The sequence below is a fragment of the Methanoculleus sp. UBA303 genome, assembly GCA_002501655.1.
Taxonomy (GTDB): domain Archaea; phylum Halobacteriota; class Methanomicrobia; order Methanomicrobiales; family Methanoculleaceae; genus Methanoculleus.
Genome location: DANY01000041.1, coordinates 1 through 16530 on the forward strand (window position 1 = coordinate 1; position 16530 = coordinate 16530).

12 protein-coding genes, 1 tRNA gene and 1 pseudogene are annotated in these 16530 nt (G+C 63.0%); 12 read left to right on the forward strand and 2 right to left on the reverse strand.

Annotation, left to right across the window (positions count from 1 at the left end; translation table 11 throughout):
• From BP846_RS09845 to BP846_RS09855, 3 genes and pseudogenes are all read left to right on the forward strand, one after another.
• Positions 1-496 (forward strand): annotated as a pseudogene (locus BP846_RS09845) (type I glutamate--ammonia ligase); the annotation flags it as partial.
• Between the two features lie 84 nt (positions 497-580).
• Positions 581-850 carry a HEAT repeat domain-containing protein gene (locus BP846_RS09850; RefSeq protein WP_292394892.1) on the forward strand — a complete coding sequence of 90 codons (270 nt, stop codon included), beginning with the start codon at positions 581-583 and terminating at the stop codon, positions 848-850.
• Between the two features lie 132 nt (positions 851-982).
• Positions 983-1261, forward strand: coding sequence for a HEAT repeat domain-containing protein (locus BP846_RS09855; protein WP_292394893.1), 279 nt, complete (start codon positions 983-985; stop codon positions 1259-1261).
• Positions 1262-1274: 13 nt separating this feature from the next.
• Here BP846_RS09855 and BP846_RS09860 read toward each other — a convergent pair whose 3' ends face one another.
• Both BP846_RS09860 and BP846_RS09865 read right to left on the reverse strand, forming a co-directional pair.
• Complete coding sequence (locus tag BP846_RS09860; protein WP_292394894.1) at positions 1275-2555, reverse strand: ArsB/NhaD family transporter; 1281 nt, start codon at positions 2553-2555, stop codon at positions 1275-1277.
• 223 nt (positions 2556-2778) lie between these two features.
• The gene (locus tag BP846_RS09865) at positions 2779-5547 is read right to left on the reverse strand and encodes a cation-translocating P-type ATPase (RefSeq protein WP_292394895.1); all 2769 of its coding nucleotides are present in this window, start codon (positions 5545-5547) and stop codon (positions 2779-2781) included.
• A 176-nt stretch (positions 5548-5723) separates the two neighbouring features.
• Between BP846_RS09865 and BP846_RS09870 the strand changes: the two genes are divergently transcribed.
• From BP846_RS09870 to BP846_RS09910, 9 genes are all read left to right on the forward strand, one after another.
• On the forward strand, positions 5724-6278 hold the full coding sequence (locus tag BP846_RS09870; RefSeq protein ID WP_292394897.1) for a type 1 glutamine amidotransferase domain-containing protein: 555 nt from the start codon (positions 5724-5726) through the stop codon (positions 6276-6278).
• A 79-nt stretch (positions 6279-6357) separates the two neighbouring features.
• Complete coding sequence (locus tag BP846_RS09875; RefSeq protein WP_292394899.1) at positions 6358-7596, forward strand: HEAT repeat domain-containing protein; 1239 nt, start codon at positions 6358-6360, stop codon at positions 7594-7596.
• Positions 7589-8110: a HEAT repeat domain-containing protein gene (locus BP846_RS09880; RefSeq protein ID WP_292394901.1), complete on the forward strand. Its 522-nt coding sequence runs from the start codon at positions 7589-7591 to the stop codon at positions 8108-8110. The genes BP846_RS09875 and BP846_RS09880 overlap by 8 nt, the downstream gene beginning before the upstream one ends.
• Positions 8111-8308: 198 nt before the next feature.
• A complete protein-coding gene (locus tag BP846_RS09885; RefSeq protein WP_292394903.1) occupies positions 8309-12169 on the forward strand; it encodes a DNA-directed DNA polymerase II large subunit in 3861 nt (1286 codons plus the stop codon).
• A gap of 10 nt (positions 12170-12179) precedes the next feature.
• Entirely contained in the window at positions 12180-13058 is an 879-nt protein-coding gene (locus BP846_RS09890) for an alpha/beta hydrolase (protein WP_292394905.1), read from the forward strand.
• Positions 13059-13101: 43 nt separating this feature from the next.
• Positions 13102-13184, forward strand: a tRNA-Leu gene (locus BP846_RS09895).
• 380 nt (positions 13185-13564) lie between these two features.
• Entirely contained in the window at positions 13565-13798 is a 234-nt protein-coding gene (locus BP846_RS09900) for a type II toxin-antitoxin system HicB family antitoxin (RefSeq protein ID WP_292394907.1), read from the forward strand.
• On the forward strand, positions 13795-13959 hold the full coding sequence (locus tag BP846_RS09905; protein ID WP_292394909.1) for a type II toxin-antitoxin system HicA family toxin: 165 nt from the start codon (positions 13795-13797) through the stop codon (positions 13957-13959). The genes BP846_RS09900 and BP846_RS09905 overlap by 4 nt, the downstream gene beginning before the upstream one ends.
• Positions 13960-15257: 1298 nt before the next feature.
• Positions 15258-15929 (forward strand): nucleotidyltransferase domain-containing protein, encoded by a 672-nt coding sequence (locus tag BP846_RS09910; protein ID WP_292394911.1) that lies wholly within the window; start codon positions 15258-15260, stop codon positions 15927-15929.
• Positions 15930-16530: the final 601 nt, after the last annotated feature.

The window sequence follows — 16530 nt, forward strand, 5'->3', positions numbered from 1 at the left end:
GCACACGAAGGCGATCACCCGGGTCGCGAACCCGACGATCAACTCCTACAAGCGCCTGGTGCCCGGGTATGGGGCGCCCTGCTACATCAGCTGGAGCGCCGGCAACCGGTCGGCCCTCGTCCGCGTCCCGGCACCACGGGGCAACAGCACCCGGGCTGAGTTCCGGAGCCCGGACCCGACCTGCAATCCCTACCTCGCCTTCGCAGCGATGCTCATCGCCGGGATGGAGGGTGTCAGGGAGGGGATCGAACCCCCCGCCGGCATCGATACGAACATCTATCATATGACGCCCGAGGACCGGAAGCGCGCCGGGATCGAGACCCTCCCCGGCGACCTCTATGCGGCCCATCAGGCCCTTCTTGCCGACGACCTCATCTGCCGGGCGCTCGGCCCTCATGTCGTCGAGGCCCTCACGAACGTCGCGGAAGCCGAGTGGGAAGCATACCGGACGGCGGTCCACCCCTGGGAACTGGAACGCTACCTGGCAACCTACTGATCTCTTTTTTGCAGAAGACAGAGACTCCCGTAACGTTCATACCGTGACAGGGTAGACACCCCTCACCGACCGGGAGGGGTTTAGATGCAGAGGAAGGATATCGACACTATGCGGAGGGCACGGGATATCGGTGGACTGATTGGAGCGCTCGGGGATCCGGACGAGAACATACGGCTGACCGCAGCCGAAGCCCTCAGTTCCGTCGGCGACGAACAGGCCATGGAGCCGCTGGAGCGACTGAAGTTCTCTGACCCGGCCGCAGAGGTCCGGCAGGCCGCATCGCTTGCTCACGCCCGGGTGGCGGGGAGGCTTGCGCAGAGGAAGGAAATCGAGACCTGGCGCCTTCAGACGTAGCAGGGCGACAGACGCCCGCACACTGCAATGACCCCGACCGGTAAAACAGGAGACTGGACCGGGTGTTGCCGTGCCCGGAAAGTCATATATATTGCCGGGTGGATGCACCTCGCATCCAGGGAGGAGACCCCCATGGCAACACTGGATGAGATTGACACCATGCGCGACAACCGCGACATAGGCGGGCTGATCCGGGCACTTGAAGACGAGGACGAGTTCGTCAGGTCGCAGGCGGCCCTCTCCCTCGGGACAATCGCGGACCCGGAGGCGAGGGAGCCGCTTGACCGGATGCGAAAGGAGGACCCGAGCCCCTCTGCACGGGAGGCGGCCGGGACCGCATATAAGTGGGTTGTCGGCCGGCTCCAGGAGGTCGAGGCGACCCGGGAACCCGGGACCCCGCCGCCCAGGTAGACCCACGCAGGCATCACAGGACAACGAACCTGAGCCAGAGGAGTGCCGTCCCGATCCCGACGGTGACGAAGAGCACGAGCATCCCAATCTTCAGGAAATCCACGAACGATATGGAGTGGTCGCTTCGTGCGGCGATCCCGAGCACGACAACGTTTGCCGATGCGCCGATGGCGGTGCCGTTCCCGCCGAGGCATGCGCCGAGCGAGAGCGCCCACCAGAGCGGATAGGTATCCATCGACACGCCCATACCCTGGATCAAGGGGATCAGCGTGGCGGTGAGGGGGATGTTGTCCACGACCGCGGAGGCGAGCGCCGAGAACCAGGCGATGATCAGCATGGCCTCCCCCGGCGAGTGGACATTCTCAACCACAAACCCGGCGATGTTCGCGATCGTCCCGGTCTCGACGAGGGCACCGACGACGACGAAGAGCCCGCCGAAGAAGAAGAGGGCGGGCCATTCGATCTTCTCAAAGATCTCCTCCGGTGGCTGCCTGCTCCAGAAGAGGAGGATTGATGCGCCGATCAGGGCGACGAGGGCGGGTTCCAGGCCGAGCTGGTTGTGGATGAAGAACATCCCGATGACGAGCGCGATGACAGCGACCGACTTCTTGAAGAGCGGCCAGTCACGGATCGCCTCCCGCTCGTTTAAGCTCGCGAACGTCTTCTCGATCCCCTCCCGCTCGTCGGGTGAGACATGGAGATCCTTTCTGTAGATGAGGGTGAGCATCCCCATGACGACGGCGAGGTCGATGACCATGATCGGCGCCATGTTGACGATGAACTCGTTGAACGTCAGTCCGGCGGCCGAACCGATCATGATGTTCGGGGGGTCGCCGATGAGCGTCGCCGCTCCACCGATGTTGGAGGCGAAGATCTCGGCGATGAGGAAGGGCAGGGGGGTGATTCGCATGACGTTTGCGATGTAGAGCAGCATCGGTGTGATGAGGAGGACCGTGGTGACGTTGTCAAGAAACGCGCTGATGACGGCGGTCACAAGTGAGAAGAGCAGCAATACCCGCATCGGACTTCCTTTTGCAAGTTTTGCCGTTTTTATAGCGATATACTCGAAGAGACCGCTGCCGCGGGCTGTATTGACGATGATCATCATCCCCATCAGGAGGAAGATGGTGCCGAGGTCGATATACACCGGAATCTTCTCCCACGGGACGATGTGGAGGAAGACGATGACCGAGGCGCCGAGCATCGCCGCCACTGCACGGTGGATCCGCTCGTCGATGATGAGCGCGTAGGTGAAGAGGAAGACCGCGATGGCGATCAGTTCCGGACCGATCATGCCCCGCCACCCCGGTGACGGTTGGGGTTAGACGCGGTGAGGCATGCTGTGAGAGATTGACAAATAGCCATAGAGCTCGCCAAAAAGAATGAATTATCGGAGATTAGATTTGCGTGCCCTCCCCCATAATTGTGCCGGTCGCACCGCCTGCCGAACTCTCCCGCGCCCGATATCCGCGGTCGGGAGGGCGGCGGGTGCATCCAGGGGAGAGCCCCCTCCCGGTTCATCCCGGCGCCCGCGTCTCTCCGGTGTCCGGCCCCTCCCGCCCGCTCCGCAGCCGGAGGATCTTGTAAGCCTCCCCAGCAAGGAGCACCGGCAGGCCGAGGAGGGCGAGCAGCCCCCAGTCGGCGAGGGTCAGGGATGCGGTCCCGAGGAAGGCCTGCAGGACCGGGACGTAGACCACCAGCACCTGGAGGGCGAGGCTCCCGAGGATGGCGTAGAGCAGGGTGGGGTTCGAGAAGAACCCGATCCGGTGAAGCGGGAACCGGAACGACCGGAAGTTCAGCACGTTGTAGAGTTCAAATATGATAAGGCCGGTGAACGCCATCGTCCGTGCCCGATCGAGGTCGACCTCATAGAGGCCGGAGAAGACGTAGATGGTCAGAAGACCGAGCCATATTCCGAGGATGAGGATGACCAGGAACGCGCTCCGCGTGAGGATGGACTCGTCCGGATCCCGCGGCCGCCTCTGCATGACGTCCTGCTCGGCGGGTTCGAGGCCGAGCGCAAGCGCGGTCAGCCCGTCAGTGATCAGGTTGATCCAGAGGATCTGGACGGGGATGAGGATCAGCGGGAGGCCCATCAGGAGCCCGCCGACGATCGCGACGAGTTCCCCGACGTTCGAGGAGAGGAGGTAGCGGGTGAACCGGGCGATGTTGTCGTATTCCCGCCTCCCCTCTTCGACACCGGCGACGATGCTTGCGAAGTTATCGTCCACGAGCACCATGTCGCTCGACTCCTTCGCCACGTCCGTCCCCTTTATGCCCATGGCTATACCGATGCTCGCCTTCTTCAACGCCGGAGCATCGTTGACACCGTCGCCGGTCATGGCGATGACCGCCTTCTCCCGGGAGAGGATATCGATCACCCGGAGTTTGTGCTCCGCCGTGACCCGGGAGAGGACCTTCGTCGCCCTGAGACGGCGCTCGAGTTCCTCGTCGCCCATCGTTTCGAGGTCGGCCCCGGTCAGTGCTCCCTCACTTGAGAGGCCCAGTTCCTGCGCGATGGCGTAGGCGGTCAGCGGGTTGTCCCCCGTGATCATGATCACGTCGATACCGGCGCTCCGACAAAGCCGGATCGCCTCCGCCGCTTCGGGGCGTGGCGGGTCGAGGATCCCGGCAAACCCGAGGAAGATCAGGTCCTCCTCCACGGTCTCCGCTGTCCACCCGATGCTGGCAGGGAGCCACTCGATTCCGGCAGGGAGCGGGCGGTATGCCGCCCCGAGCACCCGGAGCCCCCGTGACGCGTACTCGCTGAGCTCCCGCCGGAGGGTGTCGCGGAGGTCTTCAGTGATCGGCACGACCGACCCGTCCAGGAACAGCCGGGATGAGCGGGAAAGGAGCACTTCCGGCGCTCCCTTGACGTAGGCGACGTCGCCGTCATTCTCCCGGAAGATGATTGTCATCCGCTTCCGGGTGGAGTTGAACGAGAACTCCCTCACCGCCTCCGGAGCACCCTCACGGGAGAGGCCGGCTTTGGCCGCCGCGACAACGAGCGCCCCCTCGGTCGGCGTGCCGAAGATTCGCCACCCATCCTCATCATCGCTGGCGAGAGTTGCATGGTTGCAGAGGAGCACTGCACGCAGGAACTGCCGGAGCCCCGGGTCCTCCAGGGGATTGACGGCGCTCCCATCGCGGAGGAACTCACCCTCCGGGGCGTATCCGGTCCCGGTCACCGCCACCTCGCTCCCCGGCGTTCTCACCCGGACGACTGCCATCTCGTTCCGGGTGAGCGTCCCCGTCTTGTCCGTGCAGATGACGGAGACCGCACCGAGGGTCTCCGATGCCGGGAGACGGCGGATCAGGCAGTTTCGCCGCATCATGTTCTTGATGCCGATGGCGAGCGTGAGCGTCACGACCGCCGGGAGGCCCTCCGGGATCACCGCCACCGCGAGCGAGACGCCGATGAGGAACATCTCCAGGAATTCCCGCTGCTGCAAGAGACCGACGGCAACCGCGAGCGCCGCGATGCCGATGGCGATCAACCCGATGTCGCGGCCGAGGATATCCATCTGCCGGGAGAGCGGCGTCGCTTCGGCCCTGACCCGCTGAGAGAGGCCGGCGATCAGGCCGAACTCCGTCTTCATACCGGTGGAGACGACCACGCCCCGTCCCCGCCCGTTGACGACCGTCGTGCCCGCAAACACCATATTGCTCCGTTCGGCAAGGCTGGTCCCGGGAGGGAGCGGCCCCGGCGCCTTATCGACGGGCGACGACTCGCCCGTCAGCGGCGCCTCGTCCACCTGGAGCGACGTTGCCTCGACGATCGAGATGTCGGCGGGTACCCGCTCCCCCATCTCGAGGACGACGAGATCCCCGGGCACGATCCCGGATGCGTCGACCTCCTGCTGTTTCCCGTCGCGGATGACCACGGCCCGCTGGACGAGCATCTGCCGCAACGCCTCGATCGCCTCCCCGGCCTGCCACTCCTGGGAGAATCCGAGGAGCGCGTTCAGGACGACGATGATGAGGATTGCGGCGGCGTCCTGAGGTTCGCCGACAAAGAACGAGACCACCGCGGCGATGATCAGGATGACGATCAGGATGCTCGCAAACTGCCGCAGAAAAACCTGGAGGCGCGTCTCCCGGGCCTCCTCCCGGAGGACGTTCTCCCCGTAGCGCTGCAGCCGTTCCTCCGCATCTTTCGCGGAGAGGCCTGCCGTGCCGGTGCCGAGCTCCCGCCGGACCTCCTCAGGGGAGAGGGTATGCCACTCGGGCAGCGACCTCCCTTCTGCGGGGGGAACCCCTCCCGGGTCCTGATTCGGCACGACCATACCTCTCCGGTTTTGCGCCGCGCTATAAATATGTATAGAGATCGCTTCGACGCCGACAGAAAAGCCGCAACGGCGGCCGGATAGTCTGGAGCCCGCCGCCCCTCCGGTAGCATTATATCTCCCGGAGGACTCAAGGGTGGCCGGGCCGGAGACCCGGCCCGTGTGGAGGAATGGCAATGAGCAGAATAGCAGTCCTGATAACGGATATGTTCGAAGATGTCGAGTACACAAAGCCTGCGGAGGCGTTTCGGAAGGGCGGCCACGATCTCGTCCACGTCGGCCTCTCCGCGGGAGAGACCGTCCATGGAAAGAAGGGGCTGGCAGAGGTCACCATCGACCGGGCCGCCTCCGGCGTCTCGACGGACGACTTCGATGCGCTCTTCATACCAGGCGGCTACTCGCCCGACAAACTCCGGGCCCACGATGCGCCCGTGGAGTTCGTGCGTGAGTTCGTCGAGAGCGGCAAACCGGTCCTCGCCATATGCCATGCGCCCCAGCTCCTGATCACCGCGCAGGTGCTCGAAGGCCGGAAGATCACCGGCTGGAAATCTGTCGCCCAGGACATCAAAAACGCCGGTGCGGAGTACGTCGATCGGGAGGTGGTGATCGACGGCAACCTGGTCTCGAGCAGGAACCCGGACGACATCCCTGCGTTCATCGAGGCGTCGCTCAAAATACTCGAGGAGGCCGGCGGAGAGAAGGCGACGGTCGCGGCTGCAGGGCGGCGGTGAGACGGCGTGCCGGGTCTCCGGCCGTTTCCCGCCCCCGCACATGCTTTTATCTGCACAGCCCGTACCTCATTCATCAGGAATGAGACTCACAGAACCAGTATGGGGCAGACTTGCGGTCGTTGGCCTGATCACGGCGCTCTCTGTTTTCCTGGGCCTCGCCGTTCACGCCCTCTTCGACACCGATATCGCGTATACGCACTTCTTCTACCTGGTGCTCATTCCGGCTGCGTTCTGGTACCAAAAACGCGCCCTATACGTGGGGCTTCTGCTCGCGGCGCTCCACGTCGTCGTCGAATATGTCATCTCCGGGTCCGTGGGCACGGATACTCTCGTGCGTGCGGGGATGTTCATAGTCGTCTCATACCTCCTCGGGTACCTCTTCGAACTCTCAGGCAGGCGTGCCAACGGCCTGCACCTCCACATCGGTGAGCCCGGTCCCGGCGCACCCGCGTGCGACCGGGATACGAGGAGGCTGATCACCCGGTTAACGAGCCGGGACCCGGATACCCGCTACGAAGCGGCCGGATGCCTCGGTGACGCCGGCGAGCCCGCTGCGGTCGGGCCGCTCGCCGCCCTCCTTCGTGACCCGGAGAGCGGCGTCCGCTGGAAGGCGACGGAAGCGCTCGGGAAACTGGGTTCCCCGGCCGTCGGGCCGCTCATAGAGAGCCTGCAGAGCGAAAACGTGGATGTCAGGTGGATGGCCGCGATCGCTCTCGGCGACATCGGCGACCCCGGGGCGGTCCCGGCACTGGTGGAGGCGCTCAACGACGAGGATACCTATGTCCGGAGCAGGGCGGCCCTCGCGCTTGCGGCTATCGGCGAACCCGCACGTGAAGACCTCATGTCCAGCCTCCGCGCTGGGAACAGCCGGGTCCGGGTGGGTGTGGCGCTGGCGCTCGGAAGGCTTGGGGGTGAGAACTCCGTTGTAGCCCTCATCGATGCCCTCCGTGACCCCAATGAGGAGGTGCAGCAGCGGGCGGCGAGTGCGCTCGGGGATATCAGCGAGCCTGCCGTCCCCTCACTTCTCTCGGCGCTCCAGACGGACGATGAGGAACTCCGGCAGGGGGTGATCGCCGCCCTCGGCCAGATCGGAAGGCCTGCCGTCGCCTCGCTCGCTCTGGCGCTCGGTGCCGATGACTGGCGCGTCCGCAGAGGGGCCGCGGCGGCCCTTGGGGAGATCAACGATCCCGGGTCGGTCGATGCCCTGATCGAGGCGCTCGACGACGGGCGGGAGGAGGTTCGGCAGGCTGCCCGGGAGGCGCTCGGGGGCATCAGAAGACATAACACCAACGAAGGAGCACCTGAACTTCATGACTGACGACACCCGGATCGATGAACTGATTGCCGACCTCCGGCGAGGCCCTCTCGCAGTGCGCCGGGCGGCAACCGCCGAACTTGGGGCGAGCGGAGAAGCAGCGGTCGGGCCGATCATTGCCGCAATGCTCGACGGCGACAACGACATCCGGTGGTATGCCGCCCGGGCGCTGGTGCAGATCGGGGATGCGGCAGTTGCTCCTCTCCTCGCGGCGATGCGTGCCGGGGAGGATCGCGACTTCCGGCGATATGCCATGGCAACCCTGACCGGGATCGGGGAGGCGGCCGTTGAACCCCTCGTCGGCGTCATCGAGAGCGCTGACCCCGATCTCCAGCCGTTCGCCGCAATGGCTCTCTGCAAGATCGGTGAGCCGGCGGTCGAACCGCTTCTCCGCCTGATGCAGCACCCGGATCCGAAGACGCAGGAGCGCGCTGCGCTCCTCCTCTGTAAGATGGGGGAGCCGGGCGTCGGCCCCCTCACCGAGGCGCTGGAGGCGGGCAGGAGCGGGAAGAGGTGAACCCGGGGGCTTTTGCCCTGACCCGCTGCCAGTGAGCCGCGACTGCGATCGTGCTCTCCCATATGGGGCGCGATATGAGGGCAAAAAAGATTTCGAGACGGGAAGAAACCTCATTATGGGCCACGAACGACCTGCCGGGACCGGGGCTCTGCACCCGGGAACGAGTCTCTAAATGCGTGAAAGGCCCATACATCTTTCATGGAGGTCTCACCTGCTACTGCCCGGTACCTGGACAATCTGATGGCCGGGCTCGCTTCTGCCATGGAATTGGCCGCTGCCGCACGGGCCCGCGGGCTCGACCCGAGGACGGAGATCGAGATCCCGATAGCAAGCGACCTCGCCGACCGCGTGGAGGCGCTCCTCGGTTATCCGGGGATCGCGGCCCGGATCCGGGAACTTGAACAACAGATGTCCCGGGAAGAGGTGGCGCTCCGCATCGGCGACGATTTTGCGGCAAAGATGTTCGGTGAAACCACGACGGAGGAGATCCTCGACCACGCCATCCGGGGGGCGATGGCCCTCCTGACCGAGGGTGTTGTGGCCGCCCCGACAGAGGGGATCGCGAAGGTCAGCCTCGGGAAGAACGACGATGGGACCGATTACCTGAAAATCTACTACGCGGGCCCCATCCGGAGCGCCGGTGGGACGGCACAGGCGCTCTCGGTGCTGGTAGGGGACTACGTGCGGCAGGCGCTCGGGATCGGCCGCTATATTCCCCGCCCCGAAGAGGTAGAGCGCTACATCGAGGAGATCCGGCAGTATAACAACATCATGAGCCTGCAGTATCTCCCGAGCGAGAAGGAACTCCGGATGATCATCACCAACTGTCCGGTCTGCATCGACGGCGAGCCGACCGAGCAGCAGGAGGTGAGCGGCTACCGGAACCTGGAGCGGGTGGAGACGAACACCGTCCGGGGGGGGATGGCGCTCGTCGTCGCGGAGGGGCTGGCCCTGAAAGCCCCGAAGATTCTCAAGAACGTCAGAAAGATGAAGATGGCGGGCTGGGACTGGCTCGAGGAGATGATCAGCGGTGGCGCCGCAAAGAGCGGTGATGACGATGCCGGCGCCGCCATCAAACCGAAGGACAAGTACCTCCGGGACCTTATCGGTGGGCGGCCGGTCTTCTCCTACCCGATGCGTAAAGGAGGGTTCCGGCTCCGTCTCGGCCGGTCGCGGAACACCGGGTTTGCGGCCGCCGGCTTAAACCCCGCGACGATGCACATCCTCGGCGACTTTCTGGCGGTCGGGACACAGATGAAGATTGAGCGCCCGGGGAAGGCAGCGGGGATTGTGCCGGTAGACTCTATCCAGGGGCCTACGGTCAAACTCCGGAGCGGGGAGGTCCGCCGGGTGGACGACGCAGCGGAGGCCAGGCATATCGCCGGCCAGGTCGACGAGATCCTGGACGCCGGTGAGATCCTGATCAGCTTCGGTGAGTTCATGGAGAACAACCACCCGCTGATGCCCCCGTGTTACTGCGAGGAGTGGTGGCTGCTCGAGGGGGGTACGCGGCACCCGGAGAGCGAACTTGCGGCTATCGAGTTCGCGCTTGACGGAGCCCCCCTCCACCCCGACTACACCTACCTCTGGGACGACGTCACCCCGGCGGATATCGCCCACCTCGCGGACCAGGTCAGCGCTGAGGGGAGGGTCGAGAACGGTGTGCTGATGCTGCCGGATACCCCGGAGGTGAAGGCGATCCTCGAAGAACTCCTGGTGCCTCACCGCCTTTCCAGGGACCGGATAGCGGTCTCTGAGTATCTGGCACTCCTCGCCTGCCTCGGCCTGACGTTGCAGCTCGAAAAGCGGCCGGCGTGGCAGGATGCCCCCCTTGAGAATTCCCTCGACCTTGTGATGCACCTCTCGGGCTTTGTGGTCCGCTCAAGGGCAGGCACCCGGGTCGGGGGCCGGATGGGGAGGCCGGGAAAGTCAAAGCAGCGGGAGATGAAGCCGCCGCCCCACTCGCTCTTCCCTATCGGGGACGAGGGTGGTTCACGCCGGTCGTTCCAGGCGGCCTGCTCCTCCCGGCCCCGGTCCAACACGGACGGCGGCATAATCGAGGCGGAGGTCGGCGAGCGGCGCTGCCCTGCCTGCGGAACTTTCACCTACAAGAACCTCTGCGGGTGTGGTGCCCATACACTGCCGGTTCTCCGGTGCCCGAAGTGCGGGCAGGAGATCGGGAAAGACCAGTGCCCCCGGTGCAACGTGGCGACGGTCTGCCTCCAGAAGGTCTCCATCAACGTTAAGACCGAGTATGCGGCGGCACTGGAAAATCTCGGGGTGCGTGACTCGGCCATCACGCTCCTCAAGGGCGTGAAGGGACTGATATCCCGAGAACGGCCGGTGGAGCCGATCGAGAAGGGGATCCTCCGGGCACTGCAGAACCTTTATGTCTTTAAAGACGGGACCGTCCGCTACGATATGATCGACCTTCCCCTGACCCACTTCCGGCCGGACGAGGTCGGCGTCCCCATCGAGAGGCTCCTGGAACTTGGCTACACTCACGACATCTACGGCCGGGACCTCACCTCGGCCGACCAGGTGCTGGAACTCCGCCACCAGGACATCCTGGTCTCAGAGGACTGCGGCGAGTGGCTGGTCCGGGTGGCGAAGTTCATCGACGACCTCCTGGTGAGATTCTACGGGCTTGAACCGTTCTACCGGGCGGAGAGACCGCTCGACCTTGTGGGCCAACTCCTGATGGGGCTTGCGCCGCACACCAGTGCCGGGGTCCTCGTCCGGCTTATCGGGTTCTCGAAGGCCGCGGTCGGTTACGGCCACCCATTTTTCCACGCGGCGAAACGAAGGAACTGTTTTGCGGGCGACACGGAGATCACTGTCTTTTCTGGCCGGCAGTGGATGACGATGCCGATCCGGCAGTTTGTAGTGGAGAACTTCGACGTCGCAAAACCCGGACTTGACCATATGGGGACGTTCTACTCCGACCCCCGGCAGCCGTTCTCCGTCCGGAGCATCGATTCCCACGGGAAGGTCAGTATGAAGAGAGTCACCTCCGTCTCAGTCCACCGCGCCCCGGCCCACCTCATCCGGTTCGCGACGAGACGGGGAAAGATCCTCACGGTCACCCCCGACCACGCGATGCTGGTCTGGGACACTGATTACCTGAAAAAGATCAGGGCCCTTGAGGTGAAGGTCGGCGACCGTGTTCCGGCAGAGGAGGGAGGGCTCGTCATCAGTGACGAGGTCGTCGCCCGGGAGACCGTCCAGGCGCTCGATGACCGGGTCTACTGCCTGACGGTCGCCGAAAACCATACCCTTGTCGCAAACGGCATCTTCTGCGGGCAGTGCGACGGCGACGAGGACTGCGTGATGCTCCTCCTCGACGGGCTGATCAACTTCTCCCGGTCCTACCTACCCGAGACACGGGGCGGGACGATGGACGCACCGCTGGTCCTGACGACCCGGATAGACCCGGCGGAGGTCGACAAGGAGAGCCTCAACGTCGACGTCTGCGACCACTACCCCATCGAGGTCTACAACGGCTGCCTCGCCTACGCCCACCCAAAGGACCTCGACAAGTTTGTTGACCGGGTGGAGCGGCGACTCGGGACCCCGGCCCAGGTTGAGGGGTTCTTCTTCACCCACCCGACCACAAACATCTCTGCAGGGCCGCTCGAGTCCACCTACACGAAGCTCGGGACGATGCTTGAGAAACTCGAGGCGGAGCTCGACCTCGCCAAAAAGATCCGGGCGGTGGATGCCGACGATGTTGCGGAACGAGTCTTAAAAACCCACTTCATCCGGGATCTCCAGGGCAACCTGAATGCCTTCTCGAAGCAGAAGGTGCGGTGCATGAAGTGCAACGCGAAGTACCGGCGGATGCCGCTTGCCGGGAAGTGTACCCGGTGCGGCGGGAACGTCATCCCCACGGTCCACGAGGGCTCGGTGAAGAAGTACCTGGATATGTCGCGCAACATATGCGAGACCTATGCAATCTCGGAGTACACGAAGCAGCGGATGGATGTGCTCTGCATGCAGATCGAGTCGACCTTCGGCCAGCCCCCGGAGCGGCAGCTCGGGCTCGCGGACTTCATGTGAGGGCGCGGGGATGGCGACGCTCCCGGCTTCGGAGGTTCTTGCGGTCCTCAAAGGACGCGCCTCCCCTGACGCCCCGGCGGGGCGTGCCATCCTCCCGGCCTTTTCTCAGCGGCCGGTTGTCGGGCGGGTGGCGGTCCCGGGCGGGGTCCTCGCCTTCCGGGTGACGACGCCCGAGTCCCGGCCGGACCGGGCCATTCTCTTCTTCCATGGCGGGGGGTTTATCGCCGGCTCGACGGCCGACCACCTCGACCTCTGCGCCCGGCTTAGCGGCGCCGCGCGGGCCGAGGTCTTCTCGGTCGACTACCGGCTCGCGCCGGAGCACCCTTTCCCGGCGGCGGTGGAGGACTGCCTCGCCGCCTACCGGCACCTGCTCGCGGAGGGATACGCTCCGGCGCGGGTCGTGCCGATCGGCATCTCCGCCGGGGGGTCGCTCGTCCTCTCTATGCTCCTTGCGGGCCTCGACGAGGGGCTCCCGATGCCGGCGGCGGCGGTCGCTCTCTCCCCGGCGGTCGATATGCTCTTCCTCGGGGAGTCGGTGATCTTCAACCGGGAGACCGACTGGCTCACGCCGGAGTACCTCGCAGGGATGCGGGAGGACTACCTCGCCGGCCACGACCCCGTTGACCCGCTGGCCTCGCCGCTCTACGCGGACCTCTCCGGTCTGCCGCCGCTCCTTGTGCAGGCAGGGAGCGGGGAGGTGCTGTTCGACGGGATCGCGGCGTTCGCGAGCACGGCGGAACTCCAGGGGGTTTCCGTCACGTTCGACTGCGCGGAAGGAATGTTTCACTGCTGGCAGGCGTTTGCGGCGGTCCTCCCCGAGGGCGCGGCGGCGATCGAGCGGGTCGGGGCGTTCGTCCGGCGGCAGGTGCCGGACGGGGCGGGGGGGTAGGCGCCATCAAGCTCATTACTTTGCACGTTCAATAGGTACAGGCGCGAGGGTAGCCAAGCGGTCAAAGGCGGTCGACTCAAGATCGACTCTCGAAGGAGTTCGCGGGTTCGAATCCCTCTCCTCGCATTACTGTTTTGGGTAATATGTATTGGAAAAAATTTGATACCCCACCATTGTTGAGATTCTACTAATTCTTGAGAGATCTCCTGTCAGCGCCACCTCTCATCATCGTACGCGGTTGAGTTGAGTTGGACAGTTCTGGGATCTATTCTAAAGGGGAAGCGGATGCCTCTAGGACGCGATTGGTGGGGAGTCATGCTGTTCTGATGCTGGATTCTAAGCTATGTGGGCCATGTGAAGTTGAAGGGAGCCATGCGGGAGCTGAATGTAGGAGGAGGCGCAGGCCGTAACCGCGAAGTCCGCGTCTCCGCGAGCTGCACCGACTGCGGAATCGCTGCCATAACCCCTATATAGTCTCGTGGACAATCCTTCACTGGAGGGATCGCTTGTCGGAAACTCGTCTCCGTTATACGGTTCTTATGGAACAAAATGAGGATGGGGGGTATACCGTGACGGTACCGTCCCTTCCGGGATGTGTCAGCGAGGGGTCTACCTGGGACGAAGCGCTGGCGCATATCGAGGAGGCGATCGCAGGATACGTCGAGGTGGCCAGGAAACTCGGCAAACCAATTCCGGTTGAGGTCTCCGTTCCCGTGAACACAAGCAACGCGGGGACATGAAACTTCCGAGGATCACCGGTGCGAAGATGGTCGGTGCTCTCAGGAAAGCCGGGTTTGAGGAGGTCGGCACCCGGGGGAGCCACCACTACCTTTATCACGCGCAACGCGATGTCATCGTGACAGTTCCCGTGCACTCGGACTACCAGCGGGTCATGAGATAGGGTGATCGAAGTGCTGCATGAGCGGGGCAGACTATCTCCCCCGCACTGCAGAGATTGCACCGACCGGGATGACCTGCACCGGGAGGATTTCTGGCGACCCAGCACACCGGGCGTGACGCCTTCGCCGGCCACTTCGCCACCGCGAAGGCGATGGAGCCGGCGGAGTTGACCGGGGCAGTCGTTTACACCTTTGCACCAGGTTTGCACCGGAATTTCGGGAAAAGTGCAAACGAATATCCCGGCCGTAACGGCCATAATTGTTCTATTGGAGGTATATGTACAGAGATATGTACAGATCAGGTTACTCATTTGCACCATTTACCGGGAACGGAGAGCATGCCTGCAGGGGCGAGCGACCTCTCATCTGGTCTCTGTGAAATCCGCACTGGTGCAAACATGCCGGGTATTCCTGAGGATATTCGACGGATCGGCGAACCGGCTGCATATGGCGGTTTTTCGTGGTGCAAATTCAGGTGCAAACGGGTGCAAAGGTGTAAACATAGAGGCCGCCAGGGGGGCAGGGTGACCGGGGGCAGCGTTGGCAGCATCTGGCAGCATATGTACAGCAGTTGCTGCCAATGAACGCAACCAGATTCTGACCCGGATTTACGCTTCCGCCCGGATACACAGAATCTGCCGGATCATTGGCAACAATGCGGAAAACACAGGCACTCCGGTTCCTGGAGGGGGTCAACCGCCCATGCTCTCCGTTCTCCTACTCTGCTGTACATAGGTACATGCACAGATCCTCTACCCACATACCGGACAGTTTTCCCGAAATCCACCCCATTCCGCACGATCTCCTGTTGGCAGCAACTGCTGTACATATGCTGCCATCGTGCTGCCACTGCTGCCATCGTCAGGATCGCTGTCCGGCCCCATCCGCAGCGGCGCCGTAGAGGCCGATCGCGAGGCATTTCCCCTTGAGTCCAGGGCCGACCCTCCCCGAGGGTCTGTTCGGGGCCAGATCCCCCAACTACTAATTTAGTGGAAATTAGTAGTGCGTTAGCAGTTCACTGTAGCGATGCCCGGGGAGGCGCAGCGGGATCCCGGCCACCCGGCATGCCGGGAAAACGGACTTTCGGGGGCGACGTCGTGCGGTCCGATGACTCCGCGCAACCTGTGCAAGCACCTCCTGCACAAATGCCCGACCCTGTTATGCACTGCTGAACGATCGTAGAGTCGGGCAATTTGTGCAACGGGTTGCTGCACAAATACCACATCAAGGTACGCCCATGCAAATAATGAGCCTCCCGGGACATCATTATGTACTCTTGCTGACATATACTCAACAAGTGATGAGAAAGAATCAACATTCGTTGAACAATATTCAACAATATGAGAACCCCAACCGGCAGCTCCCGGATAGAGAGACGCAGGAACCCGCGGTAGAAGGGAACATCCCGCCCGTATATCTTCATCCCTGGGACTTCCTGGATGCGTATGGATCGCTCTTACGGAGATCGTCGTTGATCCTCCTCGTCCTGCTCGGGAGGGACTACACGAGGAAGTTCCACGTCCGGGAGCTCTCCCGGGTAATACATCGCGATGTCTCGCTCGTCAGCAAAAACCTCAAAGACCTCGAGACGATAGATCTGGTCACCCGCGAAGATGTGGGAAACCTCGCCTTTTACCAGGCAAATATGGAGAGTGTCCTCCTGCGGCAGATGAAGGTCTGGTTCACGCTCCTTGAGCTGCAGCCCCTCATCCGGGACCTGCGGGGTATGACGACGAACGTTATCCTCTACGGAAGTTGTGCGCGAGGAGAGGATACGCCCGCGAGCGATATCGACCTCTACATCGAGACCCTCGACAAAGAGCCTATCCAGGAGATTTTACATATGCACCAGAACACCCTTGCGCGAGAACTCTCCCCGATCATCAACACGCCGGATGAAACCTACCAATTAAAGACCAGGGATGCCGCATTCTTCGATAATATCCAGCAGGGTATTGTTCTTATCGGGTGAGGGATGTCATACAAATTCCAGGATTGTTTGAGCCGTCGAGGTGTGGTCAAACGGCCCGCGAGCAGGGCGACGGTCGAGAGGGAGCTCACTGAAGCAAAGGGAGATCTCGACTCGGCGAAGAAATCGCTTCTCGAATCCGACTTCAAGTGGAACATCATCAAGGCATACTATTGCATCGATTCCCAATTATCGGACTTATTTAGTACTCGTCTCCCCTCCCGATGGGGCTGGTGCCGGATCCGGATCTTCCCCTGCGGTGGACCGTGGTGGCTATCGCCATGGGGGGAGAGGCTGACGGGGAGGGGGCAGGCCCCCATATGCGCTAACTTTAGCCATAAGGATTCGAGCGGATAATGCCTTATTCCGTAAAATGGGGTCGATTTGGTGGGATATTGGCCATACGACTCCGGTGGTGTGCGACAATAATCTTCCTACCCTGAAAACGATATCGATAACGGAAATCTCATTGGAAAAGGACTGCCTTAGAGCATAGGTGAGAACCAGCCGATTGCCGGGTACTTGACGGTATCAACGAGAATTCATTACACCCATCTGGTAAGTTAACGCCTATGGGGCAGGCCCCCTCCCCTGTCTCCACTCT

Coding starts and splice junctions, on each gene's coding strand:
- BP846_RS09850 (WP_292394892.1), top strand. CDS start 581: ATGCAGAGGAAGGATATCGACACTATGCGGAGGGCACGGGATATCGGT.
- BP846_RS09855 (WP_292394893.1), top strand. CDS start 983: ATGGCAACACTGGATGAGATTGACACCATGCGCGACAACCGCGACATA.
- BP846_RS09860 (WP_292394894.1), bottom strand. CDS start 2,555: ATGATCGGTCCGGAACTGATCGCCATCGCGGTCTTCCTCTTCACCTAC.
- BP846_RS09865 (WP_292394895.1), bottom strand. CDS start 5,547: ATGGTCGTGCCGAATCAGGACCCGGGAGGGGTTCCCCCCGCAGAAGGG.
- BP846_RS09870 (WP_292394897.1), top strand. CDS start 5,724: ATGAGCAGAATAGCAGTCCTGATAACGGATATGTTCGAAGATGTCGAG.
- BP846_RS09875 (WP_292394899.1), top strand. CDS start 6,358: ATGAGACTCACAGAACCAGTATGGGGCAGACTTGCGGTCGTTGGCCTG.
- BP846_RS09880 (WP_292394901.1), top strand. CDS start 7,589: ATGACTGACGACACCCGGATCGATGAACTGATTGCCGACCTCCGGCGA.
- BP846_RS09885 (WP_292394903.1), top strand. CDS start 8,309: ATGGAGGTCTCACCTGCTACTGCCCGGTACCTGGACAATCTGATGGCC.
- BP846_RS09890 (WP_292394905.1), top strand. CDS start 12,180: ATGGCGACGCTCCCGGCTTCGGAGGTTCTTGCGGTCCTCAAAGGACGC.
- BP846_RS09905 (WP_292394909.1), top strand. CDS start 13,795: ATGAAACTTCCGAGGATCACCGGTGCGAAGATGGTCGGTGCTCTCAGG.
- BP846_RS09910 (WP_292394911.1), top strand. CDS start 15,258: ATGAGAAAGAATCAACATTCGTTGAACAATATTCAACAATATGAGAAC.